21 protein-coding genes and 1 pseudogene are annotated in these 19,298 nt (G+C 74.6%); 5 read left to right on the top strand and 17 right to left on the bottom strand.

The window, feature by feature from the left end; all coding sequences use genetic code 11:
• Position 1: 1 nt before the first annotated feature.
• The 5 genes from AB3388_RS21170 to rpsB form a co-directional block, all read right to left on the bottom strand.
• Complete coding sequence (locus AB3388_RS21170; RefSeq protein WP_495407294.1) at positions 2-1,045, bottom strand: phosphatidate cytidylyltransferase; 1,044 nt, start codon at positions 1,043-1,045, stop codon at positions 2-4.
• A gap of 21 nt (positions 1,046-1,066) precedes the next feature.
• Positions 1,067-1,624, bottom strand: coding sequence for a ribosome recycling factor (gene frr / locus AB3388_RS21175; RefSeq protein WP_495407295.1), 558 nt, complete (start codon positions 1,622-1,624; stop codon positions 1,067-1,069).
• Positions 1,625-1,692: 68 nt separating this feature from the next.
• A complete protein-coding gene (gene pyrH / locus AB3388_RS21180; RefSeq protein ID WP_495407296.1) occupies positions 1,693-2,481 on the bottom strand; it encodes a UMP kinase in 789 nt (262 codons plus the stop codon).
• 110 nt (positions 2,482-2,591) lie between these two features.
• Complete coding sequence (gene tsf, locus AB3388_RS21185; RefSeq protein ID WP_495407297.1) at positions 2,592-3,407, bottom strand: translation elongation factor Ts; 816 nt, start codon at positions 3,405-3,407, stop codon at positions 2,592-2,594.
• Positions 3,408-3,499: 92 nt separating this feature from the next.
• Positions 3,500-4,423 (bottom strand): 30S ribosomal protein S2, encoded by a 924-nt coding sequence (gene rpsB / locus AB3388_RS21190; protein WP_495407298.1) that lies wholly within the window; start codon positions 4,421-4,423, stop codon positions 3,500-3,502.
• 302 nt (positions 4,424-4,725) lie between these two features.
• Here rpsB and AB3388_RS21195 point away from each other — a divergent pair, with 302 nt between their 5' ends.
• The 3 genes and pseudogenes from AB3388_RS21195 to AB3388_RS21205 all read left to right on the top strand — a co-directional run bounded on the left by AB3388_RS21195 (position 4,726) and on the right by AB3388_RS21205 (position 6,984).
• Complete coding sequence (locus AB3388_RS21195; RefSeq protein ID WP_495407299.1) at positions 4,726-5,235, top strand: murein hydrolase activator EnvC family protein; 510 nt, start codon at positions 4,726-4,728, stop codon at positions 5,233-5,235.
• A 69-nt stretch (positions 5,236-5,304) separates the two neighbouring features.
• Positions 5,305-6,333, top strand: coding sequence for a S1C family serine protease (locus AB3388_RS21200; protein WP_495407300.1), 1,029 nt, complete (start codon positions 5,305-5,307; stop codon positions 6,331-6,333).
• A gap of 31 nt (positions 6,334-6,364) precedes the next feature.
• Positions 6,365-6,984: pseudogene (locus AB3388_RS21205) on the top strand (TMEM175 family protein).
• Here AB3388_RS21205 and AB3388_RS21210 read toward each other — a convergent pair.
• On the bottom strand, positions 6,894-8,582 hold the full coding sequence (locus tag AB3388_RS21210; protein WP_495407301.1) for an FAD-dependent monooxygenase: 1,689 nt from the start codon (positions 8,580-8,582) through the stop codon (positions 6,894-6,896). The pseudogene AB3388_RS21205 and the gene AB3388_RS21210 overlap by 91 nt on opposite strands.
• A 78-nt stretch (positions 8,583-8,660) precedes the next feature.
• On the opposite strand from AB3388_RS21210, the gene AB3388_RS21215 reads away from it, so the two are divergent.
• Complete coding sequence (locus AB3388_RS21215; RefSeq protein ID WP_495407302.1) at positions 8,661-9,554, top strand: aminoglycoside phosphotransferase family protein; 894 nt, start codon at positions 8,661-8,663, stop codon at positions 9,552-9,554.
• Between the two features lie 6 nt (positions 9,555-9,560).
• Here the strand turns inward: AB3388_RS21215 and AB3388_RS21220 are convergent, their stop codons facing one another.
• The 6 genes from AB3388_RS21220 to AB3388_RS21245 all read right to left on the bottom strand — a co-directional run bounded on the left by AB3388_RS21220 (position 9,561) and on the right by AB3388_RS21245 (position 14,989).
• Complete coding sequence (locus tag AB3388_RS21220) at positions 9,561-9,992, bottom strand: hypothetical protein (protein WP_495407303.1); 432 nt, start codon at positions 9,990-9,992, stop codon at positions 9,561-9,563.
• A gap of 2 nt (positions 9,993-9,994) precedes the next feature.
• A complete protein-coding gene (gene whiG, locus AB3388_RS21225) occupies positions 9,995-10,792 on the bottom strand; it encodes an RNA polymerase sigma factor WhiG (protein ID WP_495407304.1) in 798 nt (265 codons plus the stop codon).
• A 77-nt stretch (positions 10,793-10,869) separates the two neighbouring features.
• The gene (locus tag AB3388_RS21230) at positions 10,870-11,805 is read right to left on the bottom strand and encodes a tyrosine recombinase XerC (RefSeq protein ID WP_495407305.1); all 936 of its coding nucleotides are present in this window, start codon (positions 11,803-11,805) and stop codon (positions 10,870-10,872) included.
• A gap of 81 nt (positions 11,806-11,886) precedes the next feature.
• Positions 11,887-13,116, bottom strand: coding sequence for a DNA-processing protein DprA (dprA, locus tag AB3388_RS21235; protein WP_495407306.1), 1,230 nt, complete (start codon positions 13,114-13,116; stop codon positions 11,887-11,889).
• On the bottom strand, positions 13,113-14,633 hold the full coding sequence (locus tag AB3388_RS21240) for a YifB family Mg chelatase-like AAA ATPase (protein ID WP_495407307.1): 1,521 nt from the start codon (positions 14,631-14,633) through the stop codon (positions 13,113-13,115). Before AB3388_RS21240 ends, dprA begins: the two co-directional genes overlap by 4 nt.
• Complete coding sequence (locus AB3388_RS21245; RefSeq protein WP_495407308.1) at positions 14,630-14,989, bottom strand: YraN family protein; 360 nt, start codon at positions 14,987-14,989, stop codon at positions 14,630-14,632. Before AB3388_RS21245 ends, AB3388_RS21240 begins: the two co-directional genes overlap by 4 nt.
• A gap of 107 nt (positions 14,990-15,096) precedes the next feature.
• Here AB3388_RS21245 and AB3388_RS21250 point away from each other — a divergent pair, with 107 nt between their 5' ends.
• On the top strand, positions 15,097-16,074 hold the full coding sequence (locus AB3388_RS21250; protein ID WP_495407309.1) for an SDR family oxidoreductase: 978 nt from the start codon (positions 15,097-15,099) through the stop codon (positions 16,072-16,074).
• Positions 16,075-16,081: 7 nt separating this feature from the next.
• On the opposite strand, the gene AB3388_RS21255 is transcribed toward AB3388_RS21250, so the two are convergent.
• The 5 genes from AB3388_RS21255 to AB3388_RS21275 form a co-directional block, all read right to left on the bottom strand.
• Positions 16,082-16,729: a transposase gene (locus tag AB3388_RS21255; RefSeq protein ID WP_495406635.1), complete on the bottom strand. Its 648-nt coding sequence runs from the start codon at positions 16,727-16,729 to the stop codon at positions 16,082-16,084.
• A gap of 22 nt (positions 16,730-16,751) precedes the next feature.
• Positions 16,752-17,222 (bottom strand): helix-turn-helix domain-containing protein, encoded by a 471-nt coding sequence (locus AB3388_RS21260; protein ID WP_495406634.1) that lies wholly within the window; start codon positions 17,220-17,222, stop codon positions 16,752-16,754.
• A 104-nt stretch (positions 17,223-17,326) separates the two neighbouring features.
• Positions 17,327-17,635, bottom strand: coding sequence for a DUF2469 domain-containing protein (locus AB3388_RS21265; RefSeq protein WP_495407310.1), 309 nt, complete (start codon positions 17,633-17,635; stop codon positions 17,327-17,329).
• Positions 17,632-18,393, bottom strand: a complete 762-nt coding sequence (locus AB3388_RS21270) for a ribonuclease HII (RefSeq protein ID WP_495407311.1) — start codon at positions 18,391-18,393, stop codon at positions 17,632-17,634. The genes AB3388_RS21265 and AB3388_RS21270 overlap by 4 nt, the downstream gene beginning before the upstream one ends.
• A 148-nt stretch (positions 18,394-18,541) precedes the next feature.
• The gene (locus AB3388_RS21275; RefSeq protein WP_495407312.1) at positions 18,542-19,237 is read right to left on the bottom strand and encodes a LuxR C-terminal-related transcriptional regulator; all 696 of its coding nucleotides are present in this window, start codon (positions 19,235-19,237) and stop codon (positions 18,542-18,544) included.
• Positions 19,238-19,298 lie beyond the last annotated feature (61 nt).

Consider the following 19,298-nt stretch of genomic DNA (forward strand, 5'->3'; position numbering starts at 1 on the left):
CTCAGACGGGCGCGAACGTCGACAGGAGCAGGTAGGCCAGCGCCGCCGACGGCAGCAGCGAGTCCAGCCGGTCCATGATCCCGCCGTGCCCGGGCAGCAGGTTGCCCATGTCCTTGATCCCGAGGTCGCGCTTGATCAGCGACTCCCCCAGGTCGCCGATGGTCGCCGACACCGCGATCGCCGGCCCGAAGACCAGGCCGGTCCACCACGGGGCGTGGAAGGTGAAGGTGAGCACCAGGGTGGCCAGGACGACGCAGGCGACGATCGACCCGGCCATGCCCTCCCACGACTTCTTGGGGCTGATCGACGGCGCCATCGGGTGCTTGCCGAGCAGCACGCCGGCCGCGTACCCGCCGACGTCGCTGCAGACGACGGTGGCGATGAAGATCAGCACCCGCGCGACGCCGTCGTCCGGGACCAGCAGCAGGACGGCGAACCCGGCGAGGAACGGCACGTAGAGCGCGACGAGCACGCCGGCGGCGGTGTCGCGCAGGTAGTCCCCCGGCCCGTCGGCCAGCCGCCACACGACGACGGCGAGCACGGTCAGGAGGAAGCCGACGACCAGGCCGCTGGGCCCGCGGGTCCAGGCCAGCGCCGTCATCGCCACCGCGCCGACGACGACCGGCACCAGCGGCGGCCGGAAGTCCCCGGCCTCCAGCGCACGGGTCAGCTCCACGACGCCGACCAGCACCGCAGCGAGCAGGACCAGCAGGAACGCCGGCCGGTACACCAGCAGCGAGACGACGATGACCGCGCCGAGGCCGACGCCGACGCCGATCGCCGCGCCGAGGTCGCGCCCGGCCCGGCTCTTCCGCGGCGGCGGCGCCGCCTCCTCGTCCTGCGTGTCCTGCTCCTCGGGGACGGCGACGGGCGGGCGCGGCGGCGGGGGCGGCGGGGACGGTGGCGGCGGCGGAGCCGGCCGGGCCCCGACGATCGGGATCGGCCCGGTGTCGTCGTGCAGCGGCGCGCGGGCCGGCTGCGCCGCGGGCAGCTCGACGGTCCCCGGGTCGCGCGGTCGCGGTCCGCCGGCGGAGGGAGTGCTCATGGGAGGAGGTCCGGAACAGCCTCAGACCTCGAGCAGCTCGCTCTCCTTGTGCTTGACCGCCTCGTCGATCTGGTGGACGTGCCGGTTGGTCAGGTCGTCGAGCTCCTTCTCCGCGCGCCGCACGTCGTCCTCACCGGCCTCGCCGTCCTTGGCGATGCGGTCGAGCTCCTCCTTGGAGCGGCGGCGCACGTTGCGGATCGCGACCTTGGCGTCCTCGCCCTTGGCCCGGGCCATCTTCACCAGGTCGCGCCGGCGCTCCTCGGTGAGCTGCGGGAAGACCACGCGGATGATCTGGCCGTCGTTGGTCGGGTTCACGCCGAGGTCGCTGTCGCGGATGGCCTTCTCGATCGCCGACAGCTGGCTGTTGTCGTAGGCCTTGATGACCGCCATGCGCGCCTCGGGGACGGTGATGGAGGACATCTGCGGCACCGGGGTCGGGGTGCCGTAGTAGTCGACGAGGATCTTGTTGAACATCGACGGGGCCGCGCGGCCCGTGCGCACCGAACCGAGGTCCTCGCGCGCGACCGACAGAGCCTTGTCCATCCGCTCCTCGGCGTCGAGCAGGGTGTCGTCGATCACGGGTCTCTCCTCCTGCCGGCGGCTCGTTCCGCCGGGTCTCGTCTCCAAAGGTGCCGGCCGCCCGCCGCTCAGGTCGGCTGGCTGATCAGCGTCCCGATCCTCTCACCTGCGACGGCGCGGGCGATGTTGCCGTCCTGCAGCAGGTTGAAGACGACGATCGGCATGCTGTTGTCCATGCAGAGGCTGATGGCCGTCGCGTCGGCCACCTTCAGCTGCTTGGCCAGCACGGTCGCGTACTCCAGGTCGTGGTACATGCGGGCGTCCGGGTTGGTGCGCGGGTCGTCGTCGTACACGCCGTCCACCCCGTTCTTGGCCATCAGCAGCACCTGGCAGCCGATCTCCAGCGCCCGCTGCGCGGCCACCGTGTCGGTCGAGAAGTACGGCATGCCGGCGCCGGCGCCGAAGATGACCAGCCGGCCCTTCTCCAGGTGCCGCACCGCCTTGCGCGGGATGTAGGGCTCGGCGACCTGGCCCATCGTGATCGCGGTCTGGACCCGGGTCTGCAGGCCGACCTGCTCGCAGAAGGCCTGCAGGGCCAGGCAGTTCATGACCGTGCCCAGCATGCCCATGTAGTCGGCGTGCCGGCGGTCCATGCCGGCCTGCTCCAGCTCCGCGCCGCGGAAGAAGTTGCCCCCACCGACCACGACGGCCACCTGGGTCCCGCCGTGGACCACCTCGGCCAGCTGGTGGGCGATGCTCTGCACGATGGCGGAGTCGACGCCGACCTTGCCGCCGCCGAAGGCCTCACCGGAGAGCTTGAGCAGCACCCGCTTGTAGCCCCGGACGTCGGCGGGGGCGAAGGCGCTGGGGGCGGACAACGGAACCGCGGCGGAGGTGGACTCGGCGGTATCGGTCAACTGCTCATCCCTCGCTCGATGTCTGTTCTCGATGATCCTGCCGCACGTGACACCGGCCCCGTCCCTCGGGCGAGGAACGGGGCCGGTGTCACGAGCGCGGGCGGCCGGGTTCAGGCCTGGCCGACCTCGAAGCGGGCGAAGCGGTCGACCGTCAGGCCGGCCTCGTCCAGGATCTGCTTCACGGTGCGCTTGGGCTCGGTGATCGACGGCTGCTCGAGCAGGACGAAGTCCTTGTAGTAGGCGTTGACCCGACCCTCGACGATCTTGACGATCGCCTGCTCGGGCTTGCCCTCCTCCTTGGCCGTCTGCTCGGCGACGCGGCGCTCGGTCTCGACCGCCTCGGCCGGGACCTCGTCGCGGCTGAGGTAGCGCGGGCGCGCGGCGGCGATGTGCATCGCCAGGCTGCGCGCGGCGTCCTCGCTGCCGCCGCGGTACTGCACCGCGACACCGATGGCCGGGGGCAGGTCGGTGGCGCGCTTGTGCAGGTACACCGCGGTCGGGCCCTCGAAGAGGGCGAACCGCGAGAGGACCAGCTTCTCGCCGATGCGGGCCGACTCGGCCTCGATCAGCTTCTCGACGGTCTGGCCGTCGACCTCGGTGGCCAGCAGGGCCGCCACGTCGGCCGGGCTCTGCTCGATCGCGATCTCGAGCAGGCGCTGGGCGAGGGCGACGAAGTCGGCGTTCTTCGCGACGAAGTCGGTCTCGCAGTCGAGCTCGAGCAGCGCGCCGCCCTTGCTGACGACGACGCCGTTGGTGGTGGAGCGCTCGAGGCGCTTGCCGACGTCCTTGGCGCCCTTGATGCGCAGCAGCTCGATCGCCTTGTCGTACTCGCCATCGGCCTCGGTCAGGGCCTTCTTGGCGTCCATCATGCCGGCGCCGGTGGCGTCGCGGAGGCGCTTGACGTCGGCTGCGGTGAAGGCGGGCATGTCACTTCCTCTGGGGTGTGGTGGTGCGAGTGCGAGGGGATGCGGGCGTGCCGCGACGCCGCTCCCGGCAAGGCGGGAGCGGCGTCGGCGGCTCAGCCGTTCTGAGCGCCCTGGGTGCCGGTCGCGGTGTCGCCGGTGGCGGGCACACCCTCGACCGGGGCGACCTCGGTGGCGGTGACGGCCGGCGGCTCGGCCGGGGTCTCGGGCAGCGGGGTCGCCTCGGCGCCCTGCTGGCCGGTCAGCAGCTCGCGCTCCCAGTCGGCCAGCGGCTCGTCGCCGCCGATGGCCTGCTCGCCGCCGTCCTCACGGCCGGCGTTGGCCTGCGCGGCCGAGCGGGCCATCAGGCCGTCGGCGACCGCGTCGGCGATCACGCGGGTGAGCAGGGCGGCGCTGCGGATGGCGTCGTCGTTGCCCGGGATCTTGTAGTCGACCTCGTCCGGGTCGCAGTTGGTGTCCAGGATCGCGACGACCGGGATGCCCAGCTTGCGGGCCTCGCCGACGGCGATGTGCTCCTTCTTGGTGTCCACGACCCAGATGGCGCTGGGCACCTTCTGCATGTCGCGGATGCCGCCGAGCGAGCGCTCCAGCTTGGCCTTCTCGCGGGTCAGGCCCAGCTGCTCCTTCTTCGACAGGCCGGCCATCACGCCGGTCTGCTCCATGTCCTCGAGCTCCTTGAGCCGCTGGAGCCGCTTGTGGACGGTCTGGAAGTTGGTGAGCATGCCGCCCAGCCAGCGCTGGTTGACGAAGGGCATGCCGACGCGCTGTGCCTGCTCGGCGATGACCTCCTGCGCCTGGCGCTTGGTCCCGACGAACATGATCGAGCCGCCGTGGGCCACGGTCTGCTTGACGAACTCGTAGGCCTGGTCGATGTACCCGAGCGTCTGCTGCAGGTCGATGATGTAGATGCCGTTGCGCTCGGTGAAGATGAACCGCTTCATCTTGGGGTTCCAGCGGCGGGTCTGGTGCCCGAAGTGGACGCCGCTGTCGAGCAGCTGCTTCATGCTGACGACTGCCATGCCGTGCAGCCTTTCTGTCTGGCGCGCGGGCCCGGGGGCCGCGCTGTTCGGTTGACGCGGGCACCGGGTGGCGCCCGCCCTGGCGTCCGGCAGCACCACAGCCCGGCGGTTGCCCGACGGGACCGAGGTGGCGCTTGCCCCGCCGTGCGGCGGGAGGAGAACGCGCGAAGTCGACCCGCCCGAGACGGATCGCACCGACCAGCATACCCGCTGCGGGGAGGCGGCCTTCCCGGGCGCGGGAACCGTCCACAGCCGGCCGGCCGCGGCCTTCTCGGGCACCCCTGAGCGGCACCGTGGGCGCCGTGCTCCTTCGCCTGCTGCTCGCCGCCGTCGCCGGCCTCGCCCTGCTCGTGCCCGTGCCCGCGGAGGCGGCGCCGGAGCCCGCCCTCCCCGCGCCGGCCGCGGCCTGGTCGTGGCCGCTGGCCGGGACGCCCGAGGTCACCCGGCCGTTCGAGGCGCCCGCCGGCCCGTTCGGCCCCGGTCACCGCGGCGTGGACCTCGCGGCCGCCCCGGGGGCGCCGGTGCTCGCGGCGGGCGACGGTGTGGTGGCCTTCGCCGGGATGGTCGCCGGGCGGCCGGTGGTGAGCGTCGACCACCCGGGCGGTCTGCGGACGACGTACGAGCCGGTGGACCCGTCGGTCGCCGCGGGCCAGGCGGTGGCGCGGGGCTCCCCGCTCGGCACGCTGCTGGCCGGGCACGCCGGCTGCCCTGCCGCGGCCTGCCTGCACTGGGGCGTGCGCCGCGGCGAGACCTACCTCGACCCGCTCGGGCTGCTTCGGCCGGTCCGGGTGCGGCTGCTGCCGTGGGGGTGAGCCGGCACTCTCAGGCATTTCCCCGCGGCCCCACAGCGTCCTGATCACCGGCCGTCCTCCACTGGGACCGTGACCGAGAACCCCGATCCTCTCGTCGTGCACCCGCTCCCCCCGGCTCCGGCCGGTCCGCCGCCGCGCCGCCGCAGAGCGCTGGCGGTGGCCGGGGCGCTGGGCGCCGTCGGCGTCACCACCGCGGTCCTCGTGGGCGTCGGGACGGCGGGCGCGACGACGGTGGTGGGGGCCGGGACGGCCGCGGACACCGTGCCGACGGTGCCCGGCGACCGTTGGCCCTCGGGGTCGTTCGGGTTCGGCGGCTCGGACGGCGGCGGTTCGGCCGGCGGCGCCACGGCGGCGACGACGGAGGTGACGGACGACCAGCAGCTCGGCGTCGTCGGCACCGACGCCACCGACGACGTCGCGGTGCTGCAGCTCAGCGGCGTCTCGGGGCTGCAGGTCGCCGACTTCGGCGACGAGGCCGCCGCCGTCGGGGACGCGGTCACCGCGGTGGGCAACGCCGGGGGCACGGGTGGGACGCCGAGCGCGGTCAGCGGCACCGTGACCGCGGTGGACCAGTCGATCACCGCGACCGACGAGACCGGCGGCAACGCCGAGCAGCTGAGCGGCCTGATCGAGACCGACGCCGACGTCCAGGCCGGCGACTCCGGCGGGCCGCTCTACGACACCGCCTCCGGCGAGATCATCGGCATGGACACCGCGGCCTCCTCCGGCGGCGACGTCGTCGGGTACGCGATCCCGATCGACTCGGCGCTCTCGATCGCCGAGCAGATCGTCAGCGGCGTGGAGTCGGCGACGATCGATCAGGGCTACCCCGCGTTCCTCGGCGTCTCGGTGACCCCGGCCGGCGCGACCGGCGCCGCGGTCGCGGGGGTGGTCTCCGGCGGACCGGCGCAGCAGGCCGGGCTCGCGGCCGGCGACGTCGTCACCGCCGTCGGCGGGACGGCGATCGGGTCCGCCGACGACCTGACCACCGCGCTCGCCGGCTACGACCCCGGCGACACGGAATCGGTGACCTGGACCGACGCCGCCGGGGCGACGCACACGGCCGACGTCACGCTGGCCAGCGGTCCGGCGAGCTGACGGGGAGGGCCGGCGTCCCTAGCCTGCGCCGGTGCGCACCGAACGCGGGCTCGACAGGTTCGTCACCTTCCTCGACGCCGTCGTCGCCATCGCCATCACCCTGCTGGTCCTGCCGCTGGTGGAGGTCTCGACGGGATCGGTCCGCAGGAGGAGCTCGGCAGCCTGCTGGCCGACGAGGCCGGCCAGTTCGGCGCGTTCTTCCTCAGCTTCGCCGTGATCGCCCGGCTGTGGCTCGCCCACCACCAGCTCCTCGAGCGGGTGGGCGCCTACGACCGGGCGTTCGTCCTGCTGAACCTCGGCTGGATCCTCACCGTCATCCTGCTGCCGTTCGCCACGCAGGTCACCGGCCGCTACGGCATCGAGCGCCTCGCCGTGGCGATCTACATCGGGACCATCACGCTGAACTCCTGCTTCCTGTCCGCGATCAGCCTGCTGGTCCGGCGCCGGCCGGCGCTGCGCCGCGACACGGACGAACCCGCGGCTGCCCGCGGCCCGTCGCTGGTGAGTCCGGCCGTGCTCCTCGTCGCGCTGGTGCTGGGCACGCTGGTCCCGGCCGTGAACTACTGGGCGCTGCTGCTGCTGTTCCTGACCGGCCCGGTGGAGGCGCTGGTGCGCCGCGGAGGCGCCGCCGCCAGCCACCGGTCGGTGTAGGCCCGGGCGCCGCTCAGGTCGGTGCCCTCGGCGCGGGCGGCGACGTGCCCGTCCGGTCGCACGAGCAGCCAGCCGCTCCCCCGCAGGCCCAGGCGCCGCCGCCCCGCCCCGGTGACGTCGACGAGGTCCGCGTCGGCCGGCGACCGGCCGCCACCACCGGGCACGAGCCGGTGCACGACCAGCCATGGCGCCGTGTCGGCACGCAGCTGCGCGGCGGCCTCGTCGGCCGGCTCGTCGTGCGGGCCGTGGAGGAGGAGGGAGAACGCGGGCACGGCCAGCGCCTCGGACAACCAGAGCTGCTGCCCGGCACGGTCGACCCGGACGTCGGGCAGCCGGTCGCCGGGTCGCGGACCGCGCGGCCCCGCCGACGCCGGGACGACCGCCGGGCTGCGGCGGTAGCGGATGCCGAGCTGCGACACCGTGCGGAAGGCCAGCCGGCGGACCGGCCGCAACCGGAGCGCGGCGGGCAGCAGGCGGGGCACGACCCGCGCCCGGACGACGCGGGCCGCCGCGCTGCCCGAGGTGGCCGCGGTGAACGCCCGGTCGGTGAAGCGGAGCACGTACTCGCCGACCGGCCGCCGCTCGGCGTCGTAGGAGTCCAGCAGGGCGTCCGGTGCCGCCCCGCGGCAGACCAGGCCCAGCTTCCAGCCCAGGTTGACCGCGTCCTGGATGCCGGTGTTCATGCCCTGGCCGCCGGCGGGGCTGTGCACGTGGGCGGCGTCGCCGGCGAGGAACATCCCGCCGGAGCGGTAGTGGGCCGCGCCGCGGTGGGAGACGTGGAAGACGCTGATCCAGACGGGGTCGTGCAGCCGCACGCGGCCGCCGGTCGCGACGTCGGCGAGCCGCTGGATCTCGGCGAGCTCGATTCCGTCCCGCGCCTGCCCCGGCGGCAGGAGGGTGATCAGCCGCCACGGCGCCGGCGAGCCGAGCGGGAAGAACAGGAACGGTCCCTCGGGCGCGACGTAGGCGTTGACGGCGCCGGGCTCGAGGCCGTCGGCCGCCAGGTCGGCCAGGACGAACGTCTGCGGGTAGCGGCCGCCGGTGAACGGGATGCCCGCCCGCTCCCGGACGGTGCTGCGCGCGCCGTCGCAGCCGACGAGGTAGCGGACGGCGAGCCGGCGCTGCGTGCCATCGGGTCCGCGAAGCGTGCAGGTCATCCGGTCGCCGTCCTCGCGGACGTCCTCGAGGGCGACGCGCCGCTGGATCGCGACGCCCTGCCCTGCCACGTGCTCGGCGAGCAGCGCTTCGGTCTCGGCCTGGGAGAGGAAGAGCAGGAACGGATAGGCGGTGTCCTCGGCGCCGATGTCGAACAGGGGGACGTGCGTCGCGCGTCCGCCGGCGGTGAGGCGCAGGCGGACGCCGCGGTTGCCGCGGGCGACGAGCTCGTCGCCGATCCCGAACGGCCGGAGCACCTCGAGGGTGCGCGGCTGCACCGCCAGCGCGCGCGATTCGTGCACCCGGTCGGCCGCGGCGTCGACCAGCGCGAACGAGACGCCGAAGGCCTGCAGCTGGGCGGCGAGCGTCAACCCGGTCGGACCGGCGCCGACGACGAGCACGTCGCAGCGCTCGACGTCGTCCGTGCGAGGCGGTGGGGCCATGCGCCACTCTCCCGCCGCCGTGATCCGGTGGACAACGCATCCGCGCGCCGGTTCTGCTCGTTCGACTGCGGAGGTGGGATGGGCGTACGGCGCATGCACGCCGGCGAGGTGGAGACCGACGTCGACCTGGTTCGGCGGCTGCTCGCCCACCAGTTCCCGCGGTGGTCGGAGCTGCCGGGCCGGCCCGTGCCGTCCTCGGGGACGGACCACGCGCTCTACCGGCTCGGCGAGGACCTGGTCGTGCGGCTGCCGCGGATCGGCTGGGCGGTGGTCGACGTCGAGGAGGAGCACCGCCGGATGCGCCGGTTCGCGCCGCAGCTGCCGTTGCCGATCCCGGCGCCGGTGGCCGCAGGCGCGCCGGACGCCGGCTACCCGTGGCCGTGGTCGGTGTACCGGTGGCTGTCGGGGTCGGAGGCCGCCCCCGACCGCGTGCGGGATCCCGACCGGACGGCGGTGGAGCTGGCCGGGTTCGTCGGCGCGCTGCACCGGATCGACGTGGGCGACGACCGACCGGCGCCGGGCGGCCGCGGTGGGCCGCTCGCCGACCGGGACGCCGCGACGAGGGCAGCGATCGCCGCCCTCGCCGGCGAGATCGACACCGCCGCCGCCACCGTGATCTGGGACGACGCGCTGGCCGCCCCGGCCCGGGACGCACCGCCGGTGTGGGTGCACGGCGACCTCGCTCCCGGCAACCTGCTGCTCGTCGACGGCCGGCTCAGCGCCGTCCTCGACTTCGGGGCGCTGAACGTCGGCGTCCCGGCGGTGGACCTGCTGGTCGCGTGGAACCTGTTCTCGGGGCCGTCCCGCGAGCGCTACCGGACGGCGCTCGGGGTGGACGACGCGACGTGGGTGCGCGGCCGCGGCTGGGCGCTGTCGGTCGCGGTGATCGCCCTGCCGTACTACCGCGACACGAACCCGGCGCTCGCCGCGCAGTCCCGCCGGACGCTCCGGGAGCTCCTGGCCGCCGGCTGAGCCGCGTCAGTCGGCCAGGCGGCGCTGGATCGCCTCGACCAGGCGGTCCCGGGCCGCGGCGTTGTCCGGCGAGCGGTTGGCCTTGCGGCGGCCGGCGAGGACGCCGAGCTCCCACCTGGTGCCGTCGCCGGTCGTGAGCAGCAGCGTCGGCGGGCGCATCAGGCCCGGCGAGGCACCGGCGCGGACGGCGGCCAGGCCGTCGGGCGCCTTCGTCCGGCTGCGGCCCTTCGTGATGCGCCAGGCGACGAGCTGGGGCTGCTTGCCCCCCGGCAACGGCGTGAACACCAGCCGGGACGTGGTGAGCACGAGGTCGCCGGGGATCGAGGAGAGGGTGCCCGGGTGCACCGCGGCGACCACGCGGTCGAGCTCGGTCTCGCCCTCCTCCAGCGGCACCGGCACGGCCTGCGCGCCGCCGCCGACGACGTCCCTGAGGCCCATCGTCAGGCGATGTCGGCGAGCTTGGTCCGCAGGTGCAGCACCGCCTTGGTGTGCAGCTGGCAGATCCGGCTCTCGGTGACGCCGAGGACCCGGCCGATGTCGGCCAGGGTCAGGCCCTCGAAGTAGTAGAGGCTCACGACGACCTTCTCCCGCTCGGGCAGCTGCTCGACGGCGCGGGCGAGCAACTGGCGGGCCTCCCCGTGCTCGGCCATGGCCTGCGGGTCCAGCGCGGTGGAGTCCTGCAGGGTGTCGACCAGGCGGGGCGCGCCGCCGTCGTCGTCGGTGAGCAGCTCGTCGAGGGCGACGACGTTGACCAGGGACAGCTGACCGAGGAACTTGCGGACGTCCTCGACGTCCATGTCCATCTCGTCGGCGACCTCTTCGTCGGTCGGCGTCCGCTGCAGCCGGCTCTCCAGCCCGGCCACGGCCCGCTCGAACTGCCGCGCCTTCATGCGCACCGAGCGCGGGATCCAGTCGGTGCTGCGCAGCTCGTCGATGATCGCGCCGCGGATGCGCGCCATCGCGTAGCTCTCGAACTTGACCTCGCGGGTCGGCTCGTAGCGGGTGATCGCGTCGATCAGCCCGAACGTGCCGTACGAGACCAGGTCGGCCTGCTCGACGTGCGCGGGCAGGCCGCTGCCGACGCGGCCGGCGACGTACTTCACCAGCGGCGCGTAGTGGAGGATCAGCCGGTCGCGCAGCTCGGGGGCGCGGTCGGTGACGTAGCGCCCCCACAGATCGGCCAGCGCGGCGTCGGCGTCCTCGCTGTGCTCGTCCAGCTCGATGGTCGCCTCAGGCACGGTCCTGCTCCTCGGTGGTGCTCGCTGCCAGTACGTCGGTCGGGTCTGTTCCCCGTGGGTCTCGCACTCGACCGTCCTCAGGCTCTCGGATGCGCTTGGGCGTGGACCGCGCGGAGCCGCTCGACCGTCACGTGCGTGTAGATCTGGGTCGTCGCGAGGCTAGCGTGGCCCAACAGCTCCTGGACCGAGCGCAGGTCGGCGCCGCCCTCCAGCACATGCGTCGCGGCCGAGTGCCGCAACCCGTGGGGGCCGATGTCCGGGGCCCCGGGGGCGGCCCGGACGGCGCTGTGCACGACGCGCCGCGCCTCCCGCGGGTCCAGCCGGCGGCCGCGGACGCCGAGCAGCAGCGCCGGGCCGGAGTCGGCCGTGACCAGCGCCGGACGGCCGCGGGTGAGCCAGGCGTCGATCGCCGCCTCCGCCGGGACGCCGTAGGGGACGCTGCGCTCCTTGCGGCCCTTGCCGAGCACCCGCAGCAGCCGGCGGCCCCGGTCGACGTCGTCGACGTCCAGCCCGACCAGCTCGCTCACCCGGATGCCGCTGGCGTAGAGCAGCTCCAGGACGACGGCGTCGCGCAGGGCGGCCGGCTCGTCGGCGGCGGCGGTGGTCTCCAGCACCGCCCGCGCCTGATCGGGGGCGAGGACGTCGGGCAGCGTGCGGTGCGCCTTGGGGCTCACCAGCCGCAGGCCGACGTCCTCGTTGGTCCGGCCGGAGCGCCGCAGCCACGCGGTGAACGAGCGGGCGGCGGCGGCGGAGCGGGCGGTGGTGGCCCGGCTGTGCCCGGTGGTGCGTCCCTTGGCCAGCCAGCTGCGCAGCGTCGCGAGGTCGAGGTCGGCGACCGTGGCGCCGCCGCGGCGGGTGAGGTGGTCCAGCAGCCGGACGACGTCGCCGACATAGCCGCGGACGGTGTGCGCGGACAGGTCGCGCGAGGCGCGCAGATGCTCCTCGAACCCGTCCAGGGCATCGGCGAGCGCCGGAGGCAGTCCCGCCCGTGCCTCCGCAGTCGACCCGGCCACGGGGGAACCGTCCGACGAGCCGCGTGCACCGTCAAGGCGCCGCGCCGACCGGTTGCCCGCAATCGACTCGCGCGCACCACCTCACCAGGCCGTCGCGGGGGTCTTCGGTGGTGGGGTGAGCCGCCAGCCGGTGCCCGTCCACTGCACGAGCTCGGCCAGCTCCAGGGCCGGGAGCACCCGGAGGACGTCGAGGACGTCGCAGCCCGCGATCGAGGCCAGCCGCTCGGGCGGGACGCCGATCCGCACCGGGCAGGCGTCCAGCACCCGGACCGCGACATCGGAGAGCCCGTCGCGTGCGCTCGCCGGCCGCTCCGCCGGCGCGGCGAGGTCGACCCCCAGGCCGCCGACCGTGTCCAGGACGTGCCCGGCCGAGGCGACCAGCTGCGCACCGGACTCCTCGGCGGTGCCCCGCAGCAGCTCGTGGCAGCCGACCGACATCGCGCTCGTCACCGGCCCGGGCACCGCCATGACCAGCCTGCCCAGCTTCTTCGCCCGGTTGGCCGTGGCCACCGCGCCCGACCGGGCGGCGGCCTCGACCACCACCGTGCCGCGGGTGAGCCCGGCGATGAGCCGGTTGCGCACCAGGAAGCGGTGCTGGTGCGGCGCGGCGCCCGGCGGCCACTCGCTGACCAGCAGCCCGCTGCCGGCGATCCGGTTGAGCAGGGCGCCGTTGCCGGCCGGGTAGGGCCGGTCGACCCCGCAGGCCAGGACGGCGATCGTCGGCCCGTCCGCGGCCAGCGCGCCGCGGTGCGCGGCGGCATCGATGCCGAAGGCGCCGCCGGAGACGACCGTCCACCCGCGCTCGGCCAGCTGGTAGCCGAACTCGCCGGCCACGTGCTCGCCGTAGGCGGTCGACGCGCGCGACCCCACGATCGCCACCGACCGGTCGGCCAGCCCGTCGAGGCGAGCCGGGCCGCGCACCCACAACGCCAGCGGCGGCACCGGGGCGAGTGTGCGCGGGGACTGGCGCCGCGGGTCATCGGGCTCCTCGGCGGTGGCGAGGGTCAGCGAGTGCAGCGGGAAGGCCGGCCACTCGTCGTCCTCGGGCACGACCAGCCGCGCGCCGCAGCGCTCGGCGCGGCGCAGGTCCTCCAGGCTCTGGTCCTGCCCGGCCCGCGCCCCGACCAGCCCGAGGATCCGGGCCGGCGCCACGCCCGCACGGATCTGCCGCACGGCCTCGACCGGTCCGAGCCGGTCGACGAACCGCCAGAAGTCGATCGTGCCCGGCTCCACCGCCCGGCTCAGCCATGCCCGAGCGCGCCGCACGACCGGCATCGCCTCGCCGGACACCAGGTCCTCGTCGAGGCTCATGCCGCCGCCCGCTGCAGCCGCATGCCGAGGGCCTCGGCCACTTCGTCGGCACCGGGCACCGTCCGCCCCGCCAGATCGGCCAGGGTCCAGGCCACGCGCAGCACGCGGTCGAAGCCGCGCACGGAGATCGCGCCCCGCTCCAGCGCCCGCTCGACCAGCGCCAGCGACGCTCGCGGGATCGGCCAGCGCTCGCGCAGGAGGCGGCCGGGGACGTGCGCGTTGAGGGTGAGGCCACTCCCCCGCAGCCGCTCCGCGGCGACGGCGCGCGCCGCGGCGACCCGGACCGCGACGGTCGCCGTCGGCTCCGGGGTGCCGAGCCCGTCCAGCCAGGCCGCCCGGGTGACGGGCGGCAGGTCGACCCGCAGGTCGATGCGGTCCAGCAGCGGACCGGAGAGGCGGGACTGGTAGCGCCGCCGCTCCAGGGCGCTGCAGGTGCATGCGGCGTCACCGGCCGCGCTGGCGCAGGGACACGGATTGGCGGCCAGCACGAGCTGCGCCCGGCACGGGAACGTCGCGGCCCCCGACACCCGCTGGATGGTCACCTGCCCCTTCTCCAGCGGCTGGCGCAGCGTGTCGAGGACGGCCCGGGGGAACTCCGGCGCCTCGTCGAGGAAGAGCACCCCACGGTGCGCCCGGCAGACCGCGCCCGGCCGGATGTGCCCGGAGCCGCCGCCGACCAGGGAGGCGAGGCTGGCGGAGTGGTGCGGTGACTCGAAGGTGGGCCGGGTGATCAGCGGCGCCCCGGGCGGCAGCGTGCCGGCGATCGAGTGGATCGCGGTCACCTCGAGCGCGGCCTCGTCGTCCAGGGGCGGCAGCAGACCGGGCAGCCGCTCGGCGAGCATCGTCTTGCCGGCGCCGGGTGGTCCGGTCAGGTACAGATGGTGGCCGCCGGCCGCCGCCACCTCGACCGCTCGTCGGCCCGCCGTCTGGCCCATGACGTCGCCGAGGTCCGGACCGGGATTCGGCGGCGGCACCGGCCCGCGGACGTGCGGCGCCAGCCGCTCGCCCCCGGTCAGGTGGTCCACGAGGGCGGCGAGCGTGGGCGGGGCCAGCACCTCGATACCGCCCGCCAGCGCGGCCTCGTCGGCGTTCGCCGGCGGGACGACGACCTGTGCGTGACCGGCCCGCGCGGCCGCGAGCACGGCGGGCAGCACCCCGCGGATCCCGCGGACCGAGCCGTCGAGCCCCAGCTCGCCCAGCAGCACGAGCTCCTCGACCGCGGCCGGCGGCACCGTCCCCGCCGCGGCGAGCACGGCCGCGGCCAGGGCGAGATCGAACCCGCTGCCCTGTTTGGGCATCGACGCCGGCGAGAGGCCGATGGTGATCCGCCGTTGCGGCCAGGCGGCCCCGGCGTTGGTGATCGCGGCGCGGACCCGGTCGACCGACTGGCGGACCACGGCGTCCGGGAGCCCGACGAGGATCACCTGCGGCACGGCCGAGGACAGGTCCACCTCGATCTCGACCATCGCGCCGTGCACACCGACCAGGCCGACCGACCAGGTCCGGGCGAGCGTCACGAGAACGCCCCGCGCAGGTGGGTGACCAGCGCCGGCCGGTCGGGGCGGACGAGCACACCGACGACGTCGAAGCGCAGGTCGGGCGCGTGCTCGTCGTGCGCGGCGAGCCAGCGCTGCGCGAGGGTGCGCAGCCGGCGCTGCTTGACCGCCGTCACCGCCTCGACCGGGTGGCCGAAGCCGGTGCCGCGCCGGGTCTTCACCTCGCAGAACACCAGGGCGGAGCCCTCGCGCGCCACGATGTCGAGCTCGCCTTCCCGGCAGCGCCAGTTGCGGTCGAGGACGCGCAGGCCGGCGTCGGTCAGATAGGCGGCGGCGATCCACTCGCCGTGGACGCCGAGGTCAGAGGTCGTGGACACGTCCCGACCGTCGCGGCGCGCCGCGGCCGCCTCAAGTCCCTCCGTCGACCTGTGGACGGGCGCTGCGGCTGTGGACGAGGGTGCGGGGGCGGGCCGAGGAGGTGGCGATGATCCTCGTCGTGGGTGCGACCGGACAGCTGGGCAGCCTCGTCGTGCGGGCGCTGCGCGACCACAGGCGGCCGGTGCGGGCGATGGTGCGCGACCCGGCGACCGCGCGGGACCTCGCGGCGACCGGTGCCGAGCTGGCGACGGCGGACCTGACCCGGCCGGAGACGCTGGACGCCGCGCTCGACGGCGTCACGGCGGTGGTGGCGACGGCGAACGTGGCGGCCCCCGCCCGCACCGGCGACACCGCCGCCGCGCTGGACACCGGCTACGGCGAGCTCATCAGGAGGGCCCAGCGCGCCGGCGTCTCCCGGTTCGCGCTCGCCAGCGTGCCGGAGACGGCGCTCGACGAGCACGTGCCGATCGCGGCGTCCAAGCGGCGGATCGAGCGCCTGCTCGCCGGGTCCACCCTGTCGTGGGTCTCGCTGCGGATGCCGCCGTTCACCGAGGTGTGGCTCGCCCTGGTCGGCAGCGAGCTGCCGCTGCGGGGCGAGTCGCGGGCCACACTGCAGCGCCCGTACGCCACCCTGCGCCGCTTCCGGCGACTGACCGGCCGCACGGTGGAGCGCCGCGGCCTGATGGTCGTCCCCGGCCCCGCGTCGGCCCGGCAGTCTTTCCTCTCCGTCCACGACGCCGCCCGTGCGCTCGCCGCGGCCGTCGACCACCCCGAGCTCACCGGGGCGGTCGACCTCGCCGGGCCCGAGATCCTGAGCTGGTCCGACGTCGCGGCGATCTACGCCCGGGTGCTGGGCCGGCCCGTCCGGGTCCTCGGCGTGCCGGCGACCGCCTACGCCATCCCCCAGCGGCTGTTCGGGCGGGTCGCGCCGTCGCTGGCCGGGATCATGGGGCTCAACCGGCTGCTGGCGACCTCCGAGAGCGCCTGGACGACCGCGGACCTGGTCGACCGGCTGGGCCTCGGACCGCTGCGCACGGTCGAGGAGGTGCTGCGCGAGAAGGCGGCGCTGCAGCCGGCGAGCTAGTGCCTGGTCAGGCAACCTTCGCCCGTTTGATCGTCTCGGCTCGGCGGACGACCTTGCGGAGCGCGGGGTCGGTCACGTGGCGGTTCCGCCAGGCGATGTAGCGGCGGATCATGCTGGCCTGCGCTCGGTGGCTGTCATGGTCGGTGCCGTCGAGGGCGAAGTAGCGCAGCGCGGTGAACTGGGCCTCGATCCGGTTCAGCCAGGACCCGTAGAAGGGCACGTAGGCCAGCTCGACGTTGTTCGCCGCGGCCCAGTCCCCGACCCGCCGATCGGTCTTGGTCGACCGGTGGGGACTGAAGTTGTCCAGCACGATCGCGATCCGCACCTGCGGTGGGTGCAGGGAGCGCAGGTAGCGGCAGAAGGCCAGGAACTGGGTGCGGTCCTTGCGCAGCCTGATGTGCCCGTAGAGCCGGTCAGTCGAGAGGTCGTAGCCGGCCAGCAGGTGACGGATCCCGTTCGGGCGCTTGTAGGTGGCCCGCCGGCGACGTCGCCGCGGCCGCCCCTGATCGCCGGAGCCAGCCGCGATCGGCGCCCACTGCCTGCCCGGATGCGGCTGCAGGTTCAGCGGCCCGAACTCGTCCATGCAGATCACCACGGTCGGGTCGCCGGGGCCGGGTGCGGCCTTGCCGTCGGCGATGGCATAGAGCCCCAGCACCCGGTTCTTCTTCGCCTCGTAGTCAGGATCGGTGCTGGTCTTCCAGGTCTTGATGGCCTGGAAAGGAGACGCCCTGCTCGCGCAGCAGCACGCGCAGCCCCTCGTGGGAGATGTCCTCAACCACCCCCTCGGCGACCAGGAAGTCGGCCAGCTTCGACAGGCTCCAGGTCGAGAACGGCAGCCCGTGATCGGCCGGCCGCCCCAGCGCGATCTTCTTGATCTGAGCCCGCTGCACGAGGTCGAACTTCGGTGGCCGCCCGCCGGCGTACTTCGGCCGGAGCGAGTCGAACCCGTCGGCGTTGAAGTTGTGCAGCACGTCGCGCACCCGATCAACGCTGGTGAACGTCACCTCGGCGATCTTCGCGGCATCCATGCCCTGCGCCGAGAGCAGCACCATCTGCGCCCGCCGCCAGGTCACCACCGAACCGCTGGACCGGCGCACGATCCGTAACAGCCGGTTGCCCTCGTCAGCGCTGATGGCACGGACCTGCACCCGATGCACCATCTCGCATCTCCTGTGGGGAAGACAGGATCAGACGACGCGAGACTCCAACCCCCGAGGCGGCTCAGGAAGGGCCAACGTTCGCAGCCGCGGCACTAGGTCGAGGGCAGCTCGAGGTCGGGCTTGTCCAGCTCCTCGACGTTGACGTCCTTGAACGTCAGCACGCGCACGTTGCGCACGAAGCGGGCCGGCCGGTACATGTCCCACACCCAGGCGTCGGAGAGCTTCAGCTCGAAGAACACCTCGCCGCCGGCCTCCCGGACCTGCAGGTCGACCGAGTTGGCCAGGTAGAACCGCCGCTCGGTCTCCACCACGTAGGTGAACTGGCGGACGATGTCCCGGTACTCGCGATAGAGCTGCAGCTCCATCTCGGTCTCGTACTTCTCGAGATCCTCGGTGCTCATCGCAGATCTCCGGGCGCGGGACTCATGGGCTCATCATCGACCATCCCGGCCGGGCCGGTCAGCTGGAGCGTGCGCACGGCGTGCGAGTCCCGGGCGCGGGCGACGTTGACGAACCGCATCCGGTGCTCGGGACACGGCCCGTGCCGCTCCAGGGCGGCGCTGTGGACGTCGGTGATGTAGCCCTTGTGACCGGCGAAGTCGTACTCGGGGAACTTCTCGTGCAGCTCGAGCATCATCCGGTCCCGGCTCACCTTGGCCAGCACGGACGCGGCCGCCACGCAGGCCGCCACGCGGTCGCCCTTCCAGACGGCGAGGGTCGGCCGGGCCAGCCCCGGCACCGGGAAGCCGTCGGTCAGGACGTAGTCGGGGCCCGGCTCGAGGGCGCAGACGGCGCGGCGCAGCGCCTCGAGGTTGGTCACGTGCATTCCGCGGGCGTCGAGGTCCTCCACCGAGATGACGACGACCGACCAGGCGACCGCGCGGTCGACGATCTCGGCGTACACCCGCTCGCGCGCCGCGGCGGTGAGCAGCTTGGAGTCGGCCAGCCCCGGCACCCGGCCGCGGCGGCCGGCCGGCAGGACGCACGCGGCGGCCACGAGGGGGCCGGCGCACGCGCCGCGGCCGGCCTCGTCGGCGCCGGCGATCGCGGAGAACCCGCGGCGGCGGAGGCGGCGCTCCATGTCCCACAACGCGTCGGCACGCTCGTCGGCGGCCGGCCCGGGGGAAGCGGAGCGGGCGGGAGCGGAACGCAGAGCCATCGCCGTCCGACCCTACGACGCCCCGGCGACAGGACGGCGCCGGGACACCCTCCCCCGACATACGGCACGGGCCGGTCCCCCCGAGGGGACCGGCCCGTGCTGCCGGACCGCCGAGGAGGCGGACGGTCCGGATCCCAAGGAGGGGGCTTCAGGCGTCGGCGTCGGCCGTCTCCGGCGTGGCGGTCAGGGCGTGCGCGCCGCAGGTGCACACCCCGCCGCCGTTGCGCGACGACAGGACGAGGGAGACCGCGTGCGCCCGGTCGCGGGCACCCAGCTTGCGCAGGATGGCCTTGACGTGGGACTTGACGGTGTCCTCGCTGATGAACAGGTTGCGGCCGATCTGCCGGTTGGACTGGCCCTGGATGAGCTCGTCGAGCACGTCCTGCTCGCGGCGGGTCAGCGGGACCTCGGGGACGAACGGCTTGCCGGCGGGCACGGCCGACGGCTCGACCCGGCGGATCTGCGGGTCGACCACGGTCCGCCCGGCGCGGGCGGCCAGGATCGCCCAGCCCAGCAGGGTCGGCGAGGTGTTGAGGAGCAGGTAGCCCCGGACGCCGGCCGCGACGGCCTCGTTGACCACGGCCGGGTCCTCGGAGGTCGCCAGCGCCACGATGGTCACGCGGGGGAACCGGCGGCGCAGGTCGCGGCAGGCGTTGAGGGTGGCCGCCCGGCCGGCGCCCAGCTCCACGACGACGGCGTCGGGGCGGGCGGTCTCGACCAGGGTGAGGGCCCGGCGCAGCTCACCGGGCGTGCCCACGGACTGCATGCCGGCGGTCTCGTTGACCATGCTGACGAGGCCGCGACGCAGCACGGGGCTGTCGGCGAGGAGGAGCACGCGGGTCACGCCGCGGGCGGTGCTCGCCATAGGTGCAGACACAACTGACTCCGTTTCACACTCCGGGAAG

It is taken from the genome of Geodermatophilus sp. SMS 5-13 (assembly GCF_059428245.1).

Excerpts from the sequence above, each read along its gene's own strand:
- AB3388_RS21170 (WP_495407294.1), bottom strand. The coding sequence starts at position 1,045 with ATGAGCACTCCCTCCGCCGGCGGACCGCGACCGCGCGACCCGGGGACC.
- tsf (WP_495407297.1), bottom strand. The coding sequence starts at position 3,407 with ATGCCCGCCTTCACCGCAGCCGACGTCAAGCGCCTCCGCGACGCCACC.
- rpsB (WP_495407298.1), bottom strand. The coding sequence starts at position 4,423 with ATGGCAGTCGTCAGCATGAAGCAGCTGCTCGACAGCGGCGTCCACTTC.
- AB3388_RS21210 (WP_495407301.1), bottom strand. The coding sequence starts at position 8,582 with ATGGCCCCACCGCCTCGCACGGACGACGTCGAGCGCTGCGACGTGCTC.
- AB3388_RS21215 (WP_495407302.1), top strand. The coding sequence starts at position 8,661 with ATGGGCGTACGGCGCATGCACGCCGGCGAGGTGGAGACCGACGTCGAC.
- AB3388_RS21220 (WP_495407303.1), bottom strand. The coding sequence starts at position 9,992 with ATGGGCCTCAGGGACGTCGTCGGCGGCGGCGCGCAGGCCGTGCCGGTG.
- dprA (WP_495407306.1), bottom strand. The coding sequence starts at position 13,116 with ATGAGCCTCGACGAGGACCTGGTGTCCGGCGAGGCGATGCCGGTCGTG.
- AB3388_RS21250 (WP_495407309.1), top strand. The coding sequence starts at position 15,097 with ATGATCCTCGTCGTGGGTGCGACCGGACAGCTGGGCAGCCTCGTCGTG.
- AB3388_RS21265 (WP_495407310.1), bottom strand. The coding sequence starts at position 17,635 with ATGAGCACCGAGGATCTCGAGAAGTACGAGACCGAGATGGAGCTGCAG.
- AB3388_RS21270 (WP_495407311.1), bottom strand. The coding sequence starts at position 18,393 with ATGGCTCTGCGTTCCGCTCCCGCCCGCTCCGCTTCCCCCGGGCCGGCC.